General features: G+C 48.5%; 19 protein-coding genes and 1 riboswitch. Of the genes, 1 reads left to right on the plus strand and 18 read right to left on the minus strand.

Going from position 1 to position 19,069, the window contains the following annotated elements:
- Position 1: 1 nt before the first annotated feature.
- The 14 genes from M0Q40_08235 to M0Q40_08300 form a co-directional block, all read right to left on the minus strand.
- Entirely contained in the window at positions 2–2,086 is a 2,085-nt protein-coding gene (locus tag M0Q40_08235; protein MCK9222596.1) for a ribonucleoside triphosphate reductase, read from the minus strand.
- A 47-nt stretch (positions 2,087–2,133) separates the two neighbouring features.
- Positions 2,134–2,847, minus strand: a complete 714-nt coding sequence (locus M0Q40_08240) for a response regulator transcription factor (protein MCK9222597.1) — start codon at positions 2,845–2,847, stop codon at positions 2,134–2,136.
- Positions 2,848–3,019: 172 nt separating this feature from the next.
- A complete protein-coding gene (locus M0Q40_08245; protein MCK9222598.1) occupies positions 3,020–3,760 on the minus strand; it encodes an AIR synthase related protein in 741 nt (246 codons plus the stop codon).
- Positions 3,757–4,257 (minus strand): ECF transporter S component, encoded by a 501-nt coding sequence (locus M0Q40_08250; protein ID MCK9222599.1) that lies wholly within the window; start codon positions 4,255–4,257, stop codon positions 3,757–3,759. Before M0Q40_08250 ends, M0Q40_08245 begins: the two co-directional genes overlap by 4 nt.
- Complete coding sequence (gene cobO, locus M0Q40_08255) at positions 4,254–4,775, minus strand: cob(I)yrinic acid a,c-diamide adenosyltransferase (protein MCK9222600.1); 522 nt, start codon at positions 4,773–4,775, stop codon at positions 4,254–4,256. The genes M0Q40_08250 and cobO overlap by 4 nt, the downstream gene beginning before the upstream one ends.
- Positions 4,776–4,796: 21 nt before the next feature.
- Positions 4,797–5,387, minus strand: a complete 591-nt coding sequence (locus M0Q40_08260; GenBank protein MCK9222601.1) for a histidine phosphatase family protein — start codon at positions 5,385–5,387, stop codon at positions 4,797–4,799.
- Entirely contained in the window at positions 5,384–6,106 is a 723-nt protein-coding gene (gene cobS, locus M0Q40_08265; GenBank protein MCK9222602.1) for an adenosylcobinamide-GDP ribazoletransferase, read from the minus strand. Before cobS ends, M0Q40_08260 begins: the two co-directional genes overlap by 4 nt.
- Entirely contained in the window at positions 6,103–6,675 is a 573-nt protein-coding gene (cobU, locus tag M0Q40_08270) for a bifunctional adenosylcobinamide kinase/adenosylcobinamide-phosphate guanylyltransferase (protein MCK9222603.1), read from the minus strand. Before cobU ends, cobS begins: the two co-directional genes overlap by 4 nt.
- Positions 6,663–7,463 (minus strand): ABC transporter ATP-binding protein, encoded by an 801-nt coding sequence (locus M0Q40_08275; protein ID MCK9222604.1) that lies wholly within the window; start codon positions 7,461–7,463, stop codon positions 6,663–6,665. The genes cobU and M0Q40_08275 overlap by 13 nt, the downstream gene beginning before the upstream one ends.
- Positions 7,464–7,473: 10 nt before the next feature.
- The gene (locus M0Q40_08280) at positions 7,474–8,502 is read right to left on the minus strand and encodes an iron ABC transporter permease (protein MCK9222605.1); all 1,029 of its coding nucleotides are present in this window, start codon (positions 8,500–8,502) and stop codon (positions 7,474–7,476) included.
- An 11-nt stretch (positions 8,503–8,513) separates the two neighbouring features.
- Positions 8,514–9,737 carry a helical backbone metal receptor gene (locus tag M0Q40_08285; protein MCK9222606.1) on the minus strand — a complete coding sequence of 408 codons (1,224 nt, stop codon included), beginning with the start codon at positions 9,735–9,737 and terminating at the stop codon, positions 8,514–8,516.
- 32 nt (positions 9,738–9,769) lie between these two features.
- The gene (locus M0Q40_08290; protein MCK9222607.1) at positions 9,770–10,531 is read right to left on the minus strand and encodes an aminotransferase class I/II-fold pyridoxal phosphate-dependent enzyme; all 762 of its coding nucleotides are present in this window, start codon (positions 10,529–10,531) and stop codon (positions 9,770–9,772) included.
- Positions 10,532–10,551: 20 nt separating this feature from the next.
- Entirely contained in the window at positions 10,552–11,499 is a 948-nt protein-coding gene (gene cbiB, locus M0Q40_08295; GenBank protein MCK9222608.1) for an adenosylcobinamide-phosphate synthase CbiB, read from the minus strand.
- Between the two features lie 2 nt (positions 11,500–11,501).
- Complete coding sequence (locus M0Q40_08300; protein ID MCK9222609.1) at positions 11,502–12,272, minus strand: cobyric acid synthase; 771 nt, start codon at positions 12,270–12,272, stop codon at positions 11,502–11,504.
- Positions 12,273–12,449: 177 nt separating this feature from the next.
- A riboswitch (cobalamin riboswitch) is annotated at positions 12,450–12,635 on the minus strand.
- Between the two features lie 180 nt (positions 12,636–12,815).
- Between M0Q40_08300 and M0Q40_08305 the strand changes: the two genes are divergently transcribed.
- On the plus strand, positions 12,816–13,958 hold the full coding sequence (locus tag M0Q40_08305) for an FAD-dependent oxidoreductase (protein MCK9222610.1): 1,143 nt from the start codon (positions 12,816–12,818) through the stop codon (positions 13,956–13,958).
- Positions 13,959–14,033: 75 nt separating this feature from the next.
- Here the strand turns inward: M0Q40_08305 and M0Q40_08310 are convergent, their stop codons facing one another.
- The 4 genes from M0Q40_08310 to M0Q40_08325 form a co-directional block, all read right to left on the minus strand.
- Positions 14,034–14,282: a hypothetical protein gene (locus M0Q40_08310; GenBank protein ID MCK9222611.1), complete on the minus strand. Its 249-nt coding sequence runs from the start codon at positions 14,280–14,282 to the stop codon at positions 14,034–14,036.
- Between the two features lie 1,682 nt (positions 14,283–15,964).
- Entirely contained in the window at positions 15,965–16,702 is a 738-nt protein-coding gene (locus M0Q40_08315) for a FadR family transcriptional regulator (GenBank protein ID MCK9222612.1), read from the minus strand.
- 140 nt (positions 16,703–16,842) lie between these two features.
- Positions 16,843–17,772 carry a dihydrodipicolinate synthase family protein gene (locus tag M0Q40_08320; GenBank protein ID MCK9222613.1) on the minus strand — a complete coding sequence of 310 codons (930 nt, stop codon included), beginning with the start codon at positions 17,770–17,772 and terminating at the stop codon, positions 16,843–16,845.
- Between the two features lie 91 nt (positions 17,773–17,863).
- Positions 17,864–18,979 carry an extracellular solute-binding protein gene (locus tag M0Q40_08325; GenBank protein MCK9222614.1) on the minus strand — a complete coding sequence of 372 codons (1,116 nt, stop codon included), beginning with the start codon at positions 18,977–18,979 and terminating at the stop codon, positions 17,864–17,866.
- Positions 18,980–19,069 lie beyond the last annotated feature (90 nt).

Raw genomic sequence — 19,069 nt, forward strand, 5'->3', positions numbered from 1 at the left:
GTTACATAGCTTGGGCTCGAAACTCTACTCTTTTGCCAAACTCCTCTTGCTTACCCTTATTCCAGTTCTGGACCGGTCGGAAAAAGCCCACCACTCTACTCCAAACCTCGGCATCCGCACCACACTTAGGACACTTTGGATGCTCCCCAGCCAAGTACCCATGCTCCGGGCAAATACTAAAGGTGGGGGTAAGGGTAAAATAGGGAATACGGTAGTTTTCCAGTACCTTCATCAGCAATCTTGCTGCCGTCTTGCCGTCTTCAATACGTTCACCCAAGAAGGCGTGGAATACGGTCCCACCGGTGTATTTAATCTGCAATTGCTCCTGTAGATCCAAGGCGGTGAAAAGATCATCGGTGAAATCCACCGGAAGCTGAGTGGAATTAGTATAATAGGGTTCGCCATTGCCGGAGGTGATGATATCCGGGTAGGTAGCCCGATCAATCCGTGCTAATCTATAGGCAGTCCCCTCGGCAGGAGTTGCTTCCAGATTAAACAACTGGCCTGTAGCCTCTTGGTATCCCACCAGCACATCCCGCATATAATCTAAGATTTCAAGGGCCAGTGCCCCTCCTTCAGGAGTGTCAATCCCCTTACCCATAAAGTTGATTAAGGCCTCATGCATACCCACAAGACCTATAGTATTAAAGTGATTGTGCCAATAACCATCAAACCGTTCCTTCACACTATCTAGATAGTACCGAGAGTAGGGATAAAGCCCCGCATCCATTAACCGTTCCAAGGCCTTTCGTTTCAAAAGCAGGCTATCTTTGGCCAGATCCATTAGTTTCTTAATCCGTGCCAAGAGATCTTGCTTATCCTGGGCCAAATAGCCAAGCCGGGGCATGTTCAAAGTGACTACTCCCACAGAGCCGGTTAAGGGATTTGCCCCAAAGAGCCCCCCACCCCGTTTGTACAGTTCCCGATTGTCTAAGCGCAGACGACAACACATGCTCCGCACATCATCCGGCGAGAGATCAGAGTTGATGAAATTAGCAAAGTAGGGAATCCCGTACTTAGCCGTCATCTCCATAATCTTGGCCACCACAGGACTATCCCAATCAAAGCCTTCGTAGATATTGTATGTGGGGATCGGAAAACTGAAGATTCTCCCCTTGACATCACCAGCCATCATCACTTCACAAAACGCGGTATTGAGTAGGTCCATTTCCGCCTGAAATTCCTTATACTGTCTATCTTGCAACTGGCCACCAATAATCACCGGATCATTGGCTAAGTTCTTCGGTACCACTACATCCATGGTAATGTTTACAAAAGGCGTTTGAAAACCCACCCGGGTTGGTACATTGAGATTAAAGATAAACTCCTGCATACACTGCTCAACCTCTTCGTAGTTCAGCCCATCGTAGGCAATGAAGGGAGCCAGGTATGTATCGAAATTCGAAAACGCCTGGGCACCGGCAGCTTCCCCTTGCATGGTATAGAAGAAGTTCACAACTTGTCCTAGAGCAGTCCGAAAATGTTTCGCCGGAGCACTTTCAATTTTCTGGGGAACACCACCAAAACCCCGTAGCAATAGATCCGGTAGGTTCCAACCACAACAGTAGGGAGCTAGCAAACTCAAATCATGGATATGCATATCCCCACTTTTATGTGCCTCTCGAATTTCCTCCGGATAGATCTTCTCTAACCAGTACCGGGATGTCACCGCGGAGATCACATGGTTGTTCAAACCTTGGAGGGAGTAGTTCATGTTACTGTTTTCTTTAACTTTCCAGTTGGTATCATCAACGTACTCATCGATCATGCGTTCCGCGTTCACCAACAGATCCCGAAAGTCCCTTTTCTCTTCTTGTTGGCGGCGGTAGACAATATAGGCTTTAGCTGTTTTGGCATGTCCATTTTCAATCAGTACCTTCTCCACCACATCTTGGATATCCTCAACGGTGGGCATCCTGCCGGCAAACTTCTCTGTGAGAATGCTTACCACTTGGTTCGACAACTCGCACGCTTGACGCCTGTCCTCTCCACCAACAGCTTTAGCCGCCTTAAAGATGGCATTGATAATCCGTTCCTGATCGAAATCTACCACACGGCCGTCCCGTTTAATCACTTTAGTCAACATCTCAAACTACCTCCCCAGAAAAGGTTAAAAATGTGCTCCAAGCCCGATTATCCCACTGGACCAACCGTCCAAACGTTCTGGATGCGGTACCCTTCTCCCCGCACCGTCTCAATGGCACCTGTAATCCCCATCTCATCAAGTTTACGCCGTAGGCGAGTAACATTTACGGTTAGCGTGTTATCATCGACGAAGTCCACATCGTCCCAAAGGGCCTCCAACAGCTGTTCCCGCAGGACTACCTCCCCAAGGTGCCGGGTGAGGATATCCATGAGCGCAAACTCCTTCGGGGTCAAGAAGACTTCCTCTTCCTGCCAGGTGAGACTTCGTTTTGAGCGATTTAGATAAAGCCCATGTACTTCATACACATCAATCTTTGTATCGGTCTCCAAGGCATACTCCCCATAGGTTCGGCGCAAGGCCGCCTTGACCTTGGCCATCACCACATCAATGGAGAAGGGTTTGGTAATGTAATCGTCTCCCCCATGCTCTAAGGCCAGAACCTGATCCATATCACTAGCCCGGGCAGAGATAAAGATAACGGGCACCTTGGAGATCGTGCGGATCTGGCGACACCAGAAAAACCCATCCATATAGGGCAGGTTAATATCTAGCAAGACCAGATCGGGATCCAGCTTTACAAACTCCGACTTCACATCATCAAAGTCCGAACAGCAAATACCCACATAGCCATATCTTCTTAAGTAGCCCGCAAGAATGTCAGCAATCTTATCGTCATCTTCCACAATCATGATGCGGTACATGGGGCATTGCCTCCAATATCCCTTGGCTTAGAAAGACAACCCATCTTACACATAATACCTCCATGATAACACAAACTTACATAATCGCCCCAAACAGTTCCCGCCCGAATAGGTCATTTACCCCCGTCTTCTAGATTAACACGCAGTAGAATTTGTCCTTTTCCTTGGATTCCTACACCAACCATCCCACCGGATTTACCGGTATGGACATCCTCATCGCTAGTTGCTCATAAGCTACCGGGCGTAAGGTCACCAGTGCACAAGTGGCCGGACCTGCAGTCTTCGTCACATCAATAGATAAATGCTCAGCCATACGATACTGCAGACCACTACATTGGGCCAACTGAGTCAGTTCGTAGGCGATCCCTCGAGACCCCACGGGTAAAACCTCATGTATAAAGGGACAACCTTTAAGCAGTAGCAACTTCTCTAAATCCAGCGTCGTTCTCCCCTGATCTGCTATTACTTGCTCTCCCACCTTGGGCAAACCTACCACCACTACCAAATCCCCCGGATGGGACCGGGGTCTTTGCCAACTACTCAGATGAACGCTGCCAATTACAGTAATCCCCATCCCTGTTTGGCAGGCAGAGAAGTTCTCCTCGGTACTACCAGTGATCAGCGGTGGTGCTCCTAAAGGCTCTATTGCTTGTCGGATACCGGCAATGATCTCCTTTCCCGTAGGATCCATCTCCACCGATAACGTATTAATAATACAAACAGGTTCTGCGCCGAAGGCAATTAACTCCGCAAGGGCCACATAGGTAGTGTAGTACCCCACCATGTGGGGTGAGGTCTGGACCTGATCATGTGCCTTACTCCCCACACCACCACAGGAATCACAGGCAACGACCAGTAGGTCATCCGCACTTAGGTGCACTAGCGTAAGATCCCGAAAGCTTTGGACTTTCATTGGCCATCCCCCTGGTTTGGAAACACTTTGAGAACTAAGTAGGCTAAAGCAATATTCACAGCAGATGCCACCGTTAAGGGAATGATCATCATAGAGAATAGGGGCCAACCCTTGAGAGGTAGACCCAAAAGCTCACTAATGGGCACATTGATTAAAGCTGCTACGGGGCCATTTAAAATCACTGCGGCAACTATCGCCGCAAGCCCATTGATCCTGCGGTAGATAAGTCCCACTAGATAGACAAAGATCCCCATCTGTAGAGCAACGATCATATGCATCACCACGGTCAAGGGAAACCCGCTGGTGATCGCAGTTAGCATATGGCCCAAACCACCCACCAGAGCACCGGCTTCTGGTCCTAGGTAAAGGGCGGCAAAGTATCCCGGTGCAGAATCCAGGGCAATGGAACCTTGGAATTTCACCAATGATCCTATCGCTGATAGGGCGATGAGAATCCCGCACTGGCACAACAATCGGACCCGAATATGTTGTCTCACTTTTCAATTCCCTCCCTAGCCACCACACCCTGTTCATAGTAGTGTTTAATCTCCCTCATCTCCGTAACTAGATCCGCCATGTCGATTAATTCCTGGGGAGCATACCGACCGGTAATGATCACCTCGACCCAAGGTTTCCTGGCTTTGAGTATCCGAAGGACTTCTTCCACGGAAAAGAGCTGGTAATACAAGGCGATATTGAGTTCATCCAGCACCACCACCTCATACTCACCTTGCCTTAGGATCTTTGCACATCGTCTAAGGCCTTCCTGGGCAAGCCTAATATCTTCCGGTTCCGGCTCCCTGTGAATAAAACAAGCCCGTCCAAACTGCTGCATCAAAAGCCCCGGCAAAAACTCCCCGGCCCTTGTTTCGCTATACTTCATCCCCTTCACAAACTGCACGAAGAAAACACGTTTTCCGGCACAAATAGCCCTCAGGGCCAAACCAAGGGCTGCCGTGGTTTTTCCCTTGCCGCATCCTGTGTAGACATGGACATATCCCTTCTGCTCCACCAACTCCACCCCTTCGGTAACAAACTACTCTTCTTCATATGGAACAAGGCGCCGCATATAGTTAGCCTCCCGTTCCTTTACTAACTCAACTAAACATCCCGGGGGGATCTGAAAATGCCACCGCGCATCCACCCCCAAGCCCAAAAGGTGGGTAATGGCAGAACAGATCACCCCACCGTGGGAGATTATTAGGTAAGTGCCCTCGGACTCTAAAGTATCCAAAAAACCGGTGACCCGCTGGTGAAACCTAAGGAAGCTCTCACCCTGGGGAATCTGGTAATGGATGTAATCCTCGGTCCAACACTGCCACTCCTTTGGATAGGCCCCTGCGGCCTCTAGATAAGTACTCCCCTCAAAGACCCCAAAGCCCATCTCTGCTAGGGCTGGCTGGATCTCGATTCCCTTTCCTAAGTGCTTAGCTACTGATTCCGCTAATCCAAGAGCCCGAGGCCGGGGACTGGCGTAGATCCGGTCTATCTTCTCTCGGGCTAGAAGCTCTAACACATGGGCGTTTTGCCTAAGGCCCAGGGAAGTATACGGACTACAGGTGGAGCCAAGGTACCTTTGCTCTTGGTTTGCCTGGGTTTGACCATGTCTTACCAAAATAAACCTCATGGGAGCATCCTCCAATACAGGGTGAATAGAAAGCAGGTCTGACTAAACTCAATCACGAATCCGATCGTATCCCCGGTCATACCACCAAGCACCTTGTTTATCTTGCGCGTAATGAGTAAGGTAGCAGCCAAAGCTCCGCACATTCCCACTAATCCTAGGGGATAGGCGATCAAACAGAACAAACTGGTCACCACTAGGTTAAGCAGGACAGTCCTCCCATCGGCTTGCTCAACAAAGACCTTGCCCATCCCCTCGGTGCGCGCGTACTTGCTTAATGAGGCGGCCACCACACCGGCGCATCGACCCACCACCGGCATAAGTAACAAGACCCGAGCATCTAAGTATTTTGTCAAAGTGATGTTGCTAATTAACACAAGCAATAGCCCCAATCCGCCAAAGGTCCCAAGTCGACTATCCTTCATGATCTCTAGGATTTGCTCCCTGGACCGATAGCTACAAACCCCATCGATGGTATCTCCTAGCCCATCAAAATGAAGACCCCCGGTCACCCACAAATACACCGCCCAGAGGATGATGCTGGCCACATCCTGATGGAAGACTAGCCTAAGTTGTGCTACCAGATATAGGATCAATCCGATCACAAGACCCACCAAGGGCATCAAACGTATACCCCAGACAAAATCCTCTTCCCTAAAGTCATGGCTTGAGCCAACGGGTAACCGCGTCATGAAACTTAGCATAAACAGGAAGCCCTTCATTGCTGACCCCATTTCAACTTTACCGGCAACCCGGATACGATTAAGTACACCTCATCGGCTGCCTGGGCCAAGTACTGATTAACGCGCCCGGCAACATCCCGAAATATCCGACCCAACCGGTACGGAGGCACCAACCCCATGCCCAGTTCATTGGTTACTAGGATCAGATCCTTATGTTGGTTTCGTACCAGTTCCACAAGCGCGCCCACTTCCCCCCTGACCATGTCCTCCACTGGGCCTAGTTCTGCCATGGAACACCGCTCGAAATCTAGTTTTGATTCAAGAAGCAAGTTAGATACCATAATGGTCACACAATCTAAAAGCAAGGTCCCTGCCTGGTGAAAGTCATCGTTTCCTAGGAGCAGCTCAAACCCCCGGTACATCTCTACCGTCTGCCAAGTCTTCGGTCTTGCCTGTTGGTGAGCTTGGATCCGGGACCTCATTTCCTCATCTGTAGCTACGCTTGTGGCAATGTAGAGCACTGTCCCCTCCCTCCTGCTTGCCAATTGCTCAGCGAAGGTGCTCTTACCACTTCTCGCCCCTCCTGTCACCAATGTTATGCTTCCCACGGATATCCCTCCTGTACTGTTTCGGGCACAATATAGGGGACGGGTCCCTCACCGTAGAGCAGTTTGACCTCAACGCCATACACCCGACTAATATTTTGCCTGGTGAGTACTTTCTCCGGCACATCCCAAGCCACAATCCGACCCTGGTCCAGCAGCATGATCCGATCCGCATAGCGACCAGCCAAATTCAAATCGTGGAGGGTCATCACCACAGTAATCTTTTGGGTACGGTTAAGCTCCCTACACAGATCTAAGATATTAATCTGGTGCTTGATATCCAATTGGGAGATGGGCTCATCCAAAAGTAAAATCTGCGGCTCTTGGGCTAGGGCCCGGGCAATAATCACCCGTTGTCTCTCTCCCCCACTGATCTGGGTGATGTTTTTCTCCCGCAGATGCCAGGTTTGGGTGTGTTCCATGGCGCGCCTGGCTATCTTTAGATCCGTGGTAGATTCACCCCTAAAGGAACTTTGGTAGGCGTATCTACCCATGAGGACCACATCATACACCGAAAAGTCAAATGCCCCAAAGACCCCCTGGGAGACCACTCCCATCTGTTTAGCCAAATCCCTGTGAGCCATGGCACCAAGATCATTACCTTCGAGGAGAACCTTACCCCGTCGGGGTTTTAGCAAACGACACAGGTTCTTTAGCAGGGTGGTCTTGCCACAACCGTTAGGCCCTAGGACACCCACCATCATCCCCCGATTGATACGAAAGTTCAGATCATAGAGGACTTGCTCTTGCCCATAGTCAAAACTAAGGTCACACACATCAACATATCCCACTGCCTCACCCCTATTTCGTTCGCCTTAGCAGGTAAAGAAAAAAGGGTCCACCAAAGAGCGAGGTAACAACCCCCACAGGGATCTCTACCCCTTTGATGGCTGTTCTAGCTAAGGTGTCACAAAGTAATAGGAAAATCCCACCGCCCACCGCTGTGGTAGGTAGTAACATGCGATGATCAGCACCAAAGATCAAACGACACAGGTGGGGTACAATAAGACCCACAAAACCAATGATCCCACTGACCGATACGGCACAAGCCGCTAAAAAGGAAGCCGCGATCAAAACGATCTTTTTCACCCTCTCCACGGGTACCCCCAAGCTTTGGGCATCCTCCTCCCCCATCACCAGTGCATTTAGCTCCCTAGCTTGGCTCAAAAGAATCCCTGTGCCAATGACCATTGGCACCAGTACCACCCAAACCTGTTGCCAGTTAGCGCCGTTGAAGCTTCCCATGGTCCAGGTGACTACCCGGGCCAGCTGTTGGTGATTAAACAGCATCAACAGGGAGATGGCAGAGGATAAAATTGAACTGACCACGATCCCTGCTAGCAAAATGGAGGTCGTAGACACTCGGTCGCCTGTGACTGCCAATTTATAGACCAAAGCCGTGGTACCTAGGGCGCCACAGAAGGCAAAAACAGACGTGGTGCCAAGGCCTAATAGTCCCTGATTTAATCCTAAGACAATACCCAGGGTAGCCCCAAAGGCTGCTCCCGTGGAAGAACCCATCACATAAGGATCAGCCATGGGATTACCAAACACCCCTTGCAAACAGGTACCTCCAAGGGCCAATGCTGCACCCACAATTGCCGAGAGAAGGATCCTTGGCAGGCGGACATTTAGGACAATGAAAATATGGCTGCCCTTGATTTCAGGGCAATCCTTTGAGAGCAACCAACTACCCATAATCCTTGCTACATCCCGCACTGGGATCTTCACCGTACCCACTCCGGCAGCAGCAAGCATCAACCCTGCCAAGGCGATACACAGCATCAGCAAATAAGTGTGGTATACGCTTCTTTTTGTCACATAAGACATCGATATCACCGTCAGAAGCCGAGTCTATCTACCCGATCCGGATGAAATAGTCCAACAAGCACCCGCAGTCCCTCATCGAGTGCCCTTGGTGCGGCCCTTTCAATCACGTCTTGATCAATTACTAGGTAGTTTTTGCCTGTTAGGGCGGATAGCACCCGGTAGTTGTCATTTGCTAACATGGTATCCAAATTGAAATCATTACCAAAGATATAGTCGGGGTCATGTTCGATCAATCGTTCTAAGCTGTAGGACCAACCTTCCACATCATCAGCCACGTTTACAGCACCCGCAAGGGCAATTAACCTAGAGATAAAGGTATCACGTCCTGCCGTGTACTCACCCCACTGACCCGTTCCCACCACATAGTAAGCAGTGGGTCGATCCTCTAACGGTATGTCCTGCAAAATATATTCGGTTCTCGCTGCCTTCGACTTCATGCTGGCCACCAAAGCCCGGGCCTCGTAGTTCTTGTTAAACAACATACCTAGATCCAACATGTAACTGTAAATACCAGAGACATCCTCCGGCGATTTGCGGGCAATAGTCATAATTCCCGCTGCCTTCAGTTGCTTGAGGATCTCCTCTTTGAAATGGGTCTCCGCGATCACCGCATCGGGCTCTAAGCTCAACATAAGCTCCAGATCCGGTTCATCCAAAGTACCCACCAGCGGAATGTTCCCCACCTCTGCGGGATAATTGCAGTAGGTGGTTCTACCCTTAATCCGATCTCCTACTCCAAGAGCAAAGAGCTTCTCCGTAACCCCCGGTGCCAGGGAGATAACACTTTTCACATCCTCCCCGATCACGTACCCTTCCTGGGTCTTTAACGGATAGACTACCTCTGGGTTACTTAAAGCGGTTATGTGAGTACCGTCGAAGCTTACTTGGTAGTTGATGGTCTCCAGCACAAAGCTAAGGGGTACGTAGGTCTTTTCCTCCTGGGTAAAGGCCCTTTCCGCTAAGGTAAGGGCAAGATCATTTACCTGCACCTGATTAGACTCTAATACAAAGCGAATCTCGACCTCAGCATTTGCCAAAATCACCGCCTCATCCGCCCGCTTGACAGTAAGACCTAATTCCTTAAAGTGTTCCGCATTAACAAAGGGGACCTTTTCTATGAACTTTACATCGAAGAGGTATTCCCGTCCGTCTATACTAACTAACTGTTCCGCCCCAAAGGCAACAGTGGAAAAGACTAAGAGCATAATCAATGGAATAAGTAACTTTCGATTCATCTTGGATTCTCCCTTACAATGGTTCTTGTCCTTCAAATCTGCGTTAAAGCTGCTAGTAACCGCTGGTTATCCTCCCTGGTTTTCACCGCCATTCTGTAAAACTCTCCACCAAGTCCCACAAAGTCCTCACAGGTTCTGATGTATATCCCTGCCTGTAGTAGCCTGCTTTGCAGAACTGCAGTTGCTGCGTTTTGGTACTTAATTAGATGAAAGTTGCAGTGACTGGGAAACACCTGAATACTACGAATAGCCATCAGCCGGCGATACAGATAATCCTTTTCTGTACGGAACCATTCCTTAGTTGTTTTGAGATACTCCTCATCATCAACCACACAGGCCAAGGCCTTTAGAGCCAGTTGGTTTACTGTCCAAGGTTCCTTGTAGACTCTCATCTGGGCGATTATCTTTGAATTTGCTACCCCGTATCCTATTCGAATCCCTGGCATGGCATAAAACTTGGTCATCGACCGTAGGACAAACACTGGATATTCCTTGATCAGCCCCCAAGGCATCCCTACGCCTCCAAAGTCCACGAAGGACTCATCTATGAAGAAATGACACCCACTAGCCTTTTGAAAGATGGCTGCAAGCCCGCTGGGTGAAAGATATGACCCGGTGGGATTATTGGGGTTGCAAAGTACAATCACATCGGGTTTCACCTGCCGGATCTGTTTGTGAAGTCGTGCCAGATCGACTTGAAAGTTGTCTGCCGCCTGAAGCACATGATGGTAAACCTCTGTCCGGGCCAAGCGAAAGGCCCGTTCATACTCAGTCATCCCCATAATAGCCGCCATGTTTATTCATACTTTCCCTCCTACAACAACACCAGAAAACACAAAGTACCGAGCACCTGGGCACCATAGGTGATCCGAATTGCCTTCCTGATATCTTCTTCATCTGGGGTTCTGGTGAAATCCCCAATGGTGGGTTTGTGCACCACCTGTCCAAAATAGGTATTGCTTCCTCCCAACTGAATCTGTAGCAATCCTGCTACAACTGCTTCGGGATGACCGCTGTTGGGGCTCTTGTGTTTTCTGTGGTCCCTGTGCCAAATCCGCCATCCTGCCTTCAGATCTCCCCCAAGCAGTGCACCTGCGATTAACATGAGCAGGCTACCCACCCGGGCTGGAATGAGATTTACCAGATCATCTAGTTTGGCAGAGGCATAGCCAATCTCCCGGTAAGGCTCATGCACATACCCCACCATGGAGTCTAGGGTATTGATCGTCTTGTATAGATAGACAAGTTGCACCGGTACCTGAAACATGATCCCCAGGCCAATGAAAAAAAGGGGGGCCAAGACTCCATCAATGGTGTTCTCCGCCACCGTCTCCACCGCGGCTTTAATGATCCCCTGGCGATCTAGCTTTTGGGTATCCCGACCCACAATATGGGAAAGTTGGTACCGTGCCCCCTCAAGATCCCCTTCATGCAAGGCCCGATACACCTTCATTGCCGCAACCCTCAAGGACTTTGCGGCCAGGGAGCTGTAGAGGAAATAGACTACAAGCAACCTTTGAACTACTGGATGAACCAGTCTTGCCAACCAGAGCAGGAACGTCAAGATCATCAGGACAGTAAGCATCGTCAGCCCCGCAAGAACATAGCCTCCCACCTTCAAAGAAAGTCTAGAACATCTGATCAAACCCTCGTAGGTACTGATTACCCAACCGATGGCACAGACTGGATGGGGCCACCACAAAGGATCACCCAATAGGTAATCCAAGGCCACAGCCAAAGAAAGCAGGAGGCGCTGATCCATTGTTATAACCCCATGATTTGTTTCATTTTGTCTAGATCGATGTTGCCCCTGATGGCATCAGCCAATCGGTCATAGTCCAAATCTTTCGCTTCTAGATAGGGTAATACGCCTAAACAGGGTTTCGCCATGCGCTCTTGGATCAGGTCAATACCTGGTTGTAAAAGAAGCGGGTCTCCAATAAACTTGTTGATGATAAAGCCCTTAATTCGAGCTTGCTCCCCGGGGCTTAGTAGCATCAATGTGCCGTACAGGGCGGCAAAGACCCCACCTAAGCTGATATCGCCGACGAGAATCACTGGCGCATCCACCAGTTCTGCCAGCCCCATATTGACCAAATCATGCTCCCGTAGGTTGATCTCCGCAGGGCTACCCGCACCTTCAATGACAATCACATCGTAATCTTTGCTCAATTGGTCGTAGGCCTCTTTGACCACTTTTCTTAAGGCAGGCTTCTGTTCATGATAGTCCTGCGCACTCATGAAACCGACCACTTCACCGTTGATGATCAACTGACTTTGCTTTGGACCAGTAGGTTTAAGTACAATCGGGTTAATCTGATACGTTGGCTCCATGCCGCAGGCTGCAGCTTGAACTGCTTGGGATCTGGCGATTTCCTGGCCCGCTTTCGTCACAAAGGTATTTGACGCCATGTTCTGGGATTTGAAGGGAGCAACCCGGTAACCCTCCTGGTAAAAAATGCGACACAGAGCGGTGACCAGAAGACTTTTACCCACAGAGGAAGCAGTTCCTTGAATCATCATGCGTTTAGCCAACTTGTATCCTCCTTTCGTAACCTTTGGAACAATCCCATTTATCCTTCGAAATAGCTTTCTAGGAAAGGTTTGGAGGGTTGTCCAAGCAACCCTTGGAACAAAAAAAGACACATGAGGGTAGTCATGTGCCTGTTAATGATCAGCAAAATCACTAACTACATACTTCCCTCCGAAGTACTAGTTGTCCCTTTCCAAGGCAGGTCTCCTGACTTACAGTTCATCTTACTTTCCTTCCCTTCCCAGCATCTTGCCAGTGGTTCTGAAGGATTTCATCCCTGCATACAGTAGCGGGGGCTGTAGAGGATTCTAACCTCTTTCCCTTTTAAGCTTCGTTAAGAAAGCACCCTGAAAAGTATTCGGTTGTCAACTTATGGTTTTATGTTATCAGACTTCCAGACCTAAAGCAATAGGAATTTCAGAATGTGTCATTTCCATCGGCTTGTCCTAAGAATGCATGATGTAAGGCACTGGAAGACTTTTACCCATATGGTGAAGGTATAGACTAAGGAAGTGGGAGTTAGGATAAGCCCAGAGGTGGTTTCCATGGCCCATATAGTGATCGTGGGAGCAGGAGCGGCCGGAGCTGCTGCCGCTCAGGCCCTGCGCAACAGACTCGATGATACTCACCGACTAACCATCATTGAACAGGATGATGTGGTCTACTTTCAACCAACCTTTCTTTGGTTGATCACAGGCAGGAGAAAGCTCAGGGATACGGGGTTACCCGTAGGTCGTCTTCATACCGATGGCATAGAGGTTATTGTCTCCCGGGTGACAGACATTGATGTTGAACGTAATACCATTTACTACAATGAGAGTAGTCCTATGCACTACGACTATTTGATCCTCGCCCCCGGTGTGGACACATCAGGCAACGAAGATGAGAACCTGATGGAAACAGGCCACAACCTGTATAGCATTGAGGGAGCCGTAGCCATACGGGAGCAACTTCACAGGATGACCAGTGGAAGGATCATACTGATGGCCACATCAAGACCTTTTAAGTGTCCCCCGGCACTGTACGAAATGGCTCTCTTGCTAGCGGAATGGTTCCACAAGCGAGGCCTTCTCCATGTGGAACTCTGTGTTTATACACCCGAGACTACCCCCTTTGAACAGGCTGGCCCCAAACTAGGACAAGCCCTCATTCAGCTGTTGGAGGAACGAGGAGTCTTTTTGTTTACGGACCAGCACTATCTCGGGGTTGACCCCCAGCGTAAGACTGTACGATTCACAAATAGTGATGTCAGCTATGATCTTTTGATCTATATACCAACACATCGACCACCGGATTTTGTCAGGGACACAGGCCTGACAGATGAGTACGGATGGATGAATGTCGATCCTTTTACGTTAGAGACCAAATATTCCAACGTCTATGGAATTGGTGATGTAACGCGTATTACCCCTCCGTCGGGGATTGATCTGCCAAAAACAGGAGCCTATGCCCATTTCCAGGCGTGGGTCGCGGCGGATAATATTAATTCAAAACTCGCACACAAACCACCAGACCGCTTCTTCGGTGGGATAAGTGGTTGTATTATTGAGACATCGAGCAATAAAGCGGTTGCCATGTTCAATGATCTGTATAAAGAGGAACCCCAAACCGTAGTCTTTCCCGAAAGCCGATTCTGGCAGCCAGGTAAGTACCTAATCGAACGACTTTGGCGCAAGGAACACAACTAGGTATCCGGTACTGTTTTCCCAGCAAGATGTATTTAACATGCGGGCTGTGCACAAAGCACATCCCGCTAGCAACCATTAATGCTTACTTTGATATATCAGATAACCACCACCTGCTGTAAGCAAAACACCAACGACAACCAGGACCTTGGTAATGGTAGGTACTGCAGGCTTCAACTTAGTATCTACTCCAAAATGTGACATGCCCTGGTTAAGCTTATTCATAAGTTCGACATTACCCGCGTTGACCTTGTACCGGTCGTACGCCACGATAAAGGCAATTAATGCCAACGCGAGGCATATGATACCGATGACCTTATTATCCATGGTCATCCTCCTTTCTGGAAGTGTGTCTAACTATTTCCTCTTGTGATTATATCACCAATTCATCGAAAACTTAACCCATGTTATGCAAATCTAGCAGGAATAAAACAAGTTCCCGGTCCCTGCAACGCTGATGTAAGCCAAAGAACATAGAAGGCTATATTGTTACTGGAAATGTTAAAATGTGCAGAAAGCGACATGAAAATACTTCTGGTCAGTATACAAGAAAAAAGAACCCACCCCGTAAACCTGTCATTGAGATCACAACAACGAGGTTGGACTGTCGGTTCAACAGCCAAGCACCATGATAGATCCTTACAAAAATTCTATCACACATCGACCTAACTGGAGTACCCACCCTCAGATACAAGCTATATACAAAGGCGTATAACAATACTCTAGACCCTGCACCCTAATTGGTACTATCATCCAAACAAACAACATCATGCCCCAGAAGAATCAGGCTAAGGCAAGAGAAAACTGTGTTTAGGCAAACCTGAGACTAGCATCAAGTTTCTTCTCGTAACCCTCCTGTGTCGCTGCGTGGCAGTCTGGGCCAGAAGTAACCTTCTTCCTGGACTGGGCTAGGCTAGCGGACCCGCTTCAATTATATCAACGCAATATAACCGTTTTCGGGGAGTCAATCCGCGCACTCTTAACTTCAATTAACAGTCACCTTTACCAAGCTCTCATCGTAAAGTTGCTACCCAATTGTACCATAATTTGGATAGAAATGTTCTCCTATTCTTCTGTATAGAATGGGGAATACATAGACAGGTAGTCATGATAGGGCTCAATGATTATTACTTCAGCAGGATGATCACACTCTGCGTCAGATATTGTGCAATATTGACTTGTCCCACGTAATCAATCATCAGGAAGTACCCTGTATACTCCTAATGGCCTTTCCTAGTCTTCGTGCTCTGTTGCAGACACAAGGTTACACATCTCAATTGTGCCTGTATATAGAAATGTGCATAGCCTGCGCTGGTATCTCTCGACAGCTTCATGCTCATCCATCATAGGATTCCCAGTATTCCTCTATAAGATCCAACAAACCGGAACCACACCGATAACGAGTATCCTCTCAATAGTCACATCCTCTAGATCATCAGCTTTTCCGGTGGGATTGCACCTATGGGATAAAGCCAATCTTTCGATCTAGAGGTGTCCAGTAAAGCCATGAGTAATCTTTGGCCCCATCTGTGTTTAGCAATCGAAAACCTTAGGGAATGGCAGCTAAAGAGTCGAGACCTTCCCCCACGTTCTTCGTTTCGCGTTAATGATCGCACCATACCCGAGTTTCTCTTCTGCATAGATACCAGTAATTAGAGGGTATGCAGGGGCGAAGTTGCGGTCGTTTTTCGTTATTAAGTCCTTGCACTGTGCTGTATCACCCATCTATAAAAGCATAGGGCCAACCGCACTATAGCCTTTAACCTATATACCGCCTGGCTGGGCGAAGCGCTCAGCATATAGCAGACAGTATATGTGTCGTGTTTCAGGAAACACTTCCTTGATGGCGTTTTCAGATCAACCCATTTGGTCTGTGATACCCGGGTTAGACCCAAAGGCCTTTAGCTTATTCAACGGAATAAGGGTTACATTGCTCCCTTCTCGTGGGAGCTTTCTCATCTATGGTAACAAATCATGCGGTGACCCCTACCAAACTATAGCAAGCCCGATCAACAACAGTCCTTGTTGTTTTCCGATTGAGCATACTCCTTGACTAATTCCTTGTTAAACCATGAGAAGTGGGTTGTCAACGCCTGTGTTGCCTCCAAAAGGTCTCCTTTTTCTAAGGCCTCGGTAATCCGGCGATGTTCATTCAGAATCCTGGTTTGCTTATTACCTGCATAGCTTAATCCATAGAGGCTTTGACTATGCACGAAGAAGTCGTTAACCACCGATGCAAACATCTCGATCACTTCGCTATTAACGCAACGGAAAAAGGTCTCATGAAACTTGAGATCCACAACCCCAAATTCGTGGTCATCGTCTATTATAGTCTCCATTTCATCGAGGTTCTTTTTCAGTTGCTTCACTGTTCTTGCCCGTAAGCTTTCGTTACTACCAATGTATTGTATTAAGCCAAGCTCCATAATAGATCGAAGATGATGTAATTCCTGAAGCCCTTCAGGGCTAAAATATAAACCATAGGCGATGTTCTCGATAAATTGTGTCGGATCCACGTTCTTAACAATTGTGCCTTCTCTTCTACGGGCATCTACAATACCTAGGACAGAGAGACTCTTTACCGCCTCACGCACAGATGAACGTCCCACGCCGAAGATCGAAGCAAGATCCTCTTCGGATGGCAGCCTATCCCCGGGTTGCAGGTTTTGATGGATAATAAATTTTCGTAATTGCTCCGCTACTTGCTCATATAACGGACGCTTTTCCACAGCAAATGTTTCTAACAACGATCATCCCGCCCCCTTATGTAATCCTGATCGGGCTTTGCTAGCCACAGGACAGTGGCTCCAACTATAATGATATCGTATAACAGACTTTTCGGCTAGAACACATCCTGCAGCATCAGGATGTAGTCCAACCCTCAAATTCATATAGCCTGACTTACATAACAATCAACACTCTCAAGAACATCCTTGATTGACTGAACTTCCTCTTGGGTTGGTCCCGGATCGAGTTGCGCCAGATATGGTTCACACAGACCTCGAATCGAACAGGCAACTTTCACAACCCTAAGGAAGGTATTAATGGAAGCATCCCCACGAGTCGTAGACCGGACAAAATCCACCCAGCTATTGATCGCCTTTTGGTAGTGCTTAACCCGCTCAATATCCTTTGCCAACGCGGCCTGCCTCATTTGCACCAGTATACCCGGGAATACGTTGCTGATCGTGTTAACACCGCCGTCAGCTCCCATTAATAGGCTTGCTCCGAGGAGCTCATCACTTCCTTGAAAGACCTTGAAATCACGAAGCCTGTCATCAAGAATTAACCTAACCATGCGATCCATGTTCATTGCCGTATCCTTAATCCCGAGAATGCCCGGTATACGGCTTATTTCACCTAACAGATCAATACTCAAGGAATATCTGGTATAGCCAGGCGCATTATACAACATTAGAGGAATCGGGCTTTCACCTGCAATAGTCCGGAAATACTCAAGTAATTCTCCCTCGTTGTAGGTATAGTAGAACGGAGGTAGTAATACAGCCACATCGGCACCCCATTCGGCCACACGACGTACATTACCTATTGCCTGCTCCAAGGACGGAGAGGAGGCTCCCACATACACCGGTACCCTACTAGCTACGTGGTCCACAACCGCACATACCAGATCCTGGCATTGCCCCTTGGACAGGACTTGGTACTCACCACTAGAACCCAGCAGGAAAATTCCGTCAACCCCCTCACCAATAAGGTAGTCAGTGATTTTATGAGCACCGTTGACATCCACAGATCGATCCCTAGTAAAAGGAGTTATCATCGCTGGTACAACTCCACCAATACTTGTCTTTCTCAAAGCGCTTCACCCATTCTTCATTATCTAATTGTGTCTAGACTATCTTGTTTCTAGGTTCCGGCAGGACGAAGCCCTGCCGGAATCTGGCACATTACTCTTTCATCTGGAAATCGTTAACAATTGTGGTAAAGTTGCTCCGCAGCATCTCTACCGCTTGCACAACTGAAATCTCGCCCCGCAGAACCTTCTTCTGTACACTCTCCAGTATGGGGAATACGTTGGTGGCGATTTCACCCGGCCACATACCCGTCTGTTCCTTGTCTTCCTCTACGGGTTCATCCGCGAGGTAGTGGGTGATCCAAAGGACCATGTTCGGGTTATGGGTCATCGAATAGTCTCTGAAATCGTCTGAAAAAGCGGTGGAAATCGTACTTGGCGGATACCCCAACTCGATATTAAAGGCAGCTACGTTCTCTGGTTCAAACAAGAACTTAAGGAATTCCCAAGCCGCCCTTTGTCTTTCGTCCGAGTGTCCTGTAATCATCGCCCAGCTACGATAGTCCGGCTTACCCTTTTTCAGTGTTGTTGAATCATCCCATCTCATCATGGGAATAACAGTCATGGGACTTTCCAACTCGTTCCAAAGATTCTGTCGATAACTAGCATCAAAGGCAATACCTGTGTTGTGGGCATAGTCAAAGTTGGTGCCCGTCCATCCGACCTCCGCCCGGTAGGTCAACAGATTCCGCTGGGCCATCTCCACAGCCCAACTTAGCATCTCCTGCAATGGTTCTGGATCCGGCAATACTTCGTAGTCCTGGGTAATCAGTTTTACGTTTGTCTGGGAAAGAAGTGGCATATTTAACTGATGAATCGTCCACGGTACTGCTCCCCAACGCACAATGCGATCATTCTCATAACGTAAGATTTTTGAGGAATAGACCCTCAAATCATCCCGGGTCCAACCTGCTTGAGGGGGTTCTAGTCCAGCTTCCGCAAAAACAACCGGGTTATGAAAAGCACCCATAAGCTGCAACGTATACGGCAGGCTATAGATCCCTCCATCATCTGCATAGCGCAGTACATTTGGGAGGAAGTCCTCCAAAAAACCTGGCTCGTCCTCAGCAAACTGCGAAAGTTCCAAGAAGAACCCTTGGTTAATGTAACTATCATCCCATGCACCCGCACTATAGATAATATCGGGTGCTACTCCGGCTAGAATAAAGGGAATAAGATGTATATTACGATCTGAAAAGACCACTGTCACGGAGAAATAAGGCCACTAAAACGGTGTGAGAAGGCCACCTTCACGGAAGAGAAGTCCAGTCTATCTAATTACCTTGAACCAAGCCTATAA

The organism is Limnochordia bacterium (assembly GCA_023230925.1).
Classification (GTDB): Bacteria; Bacillota; Limnochordia; order DUMW01; family DUMW01; genus JALNWK01.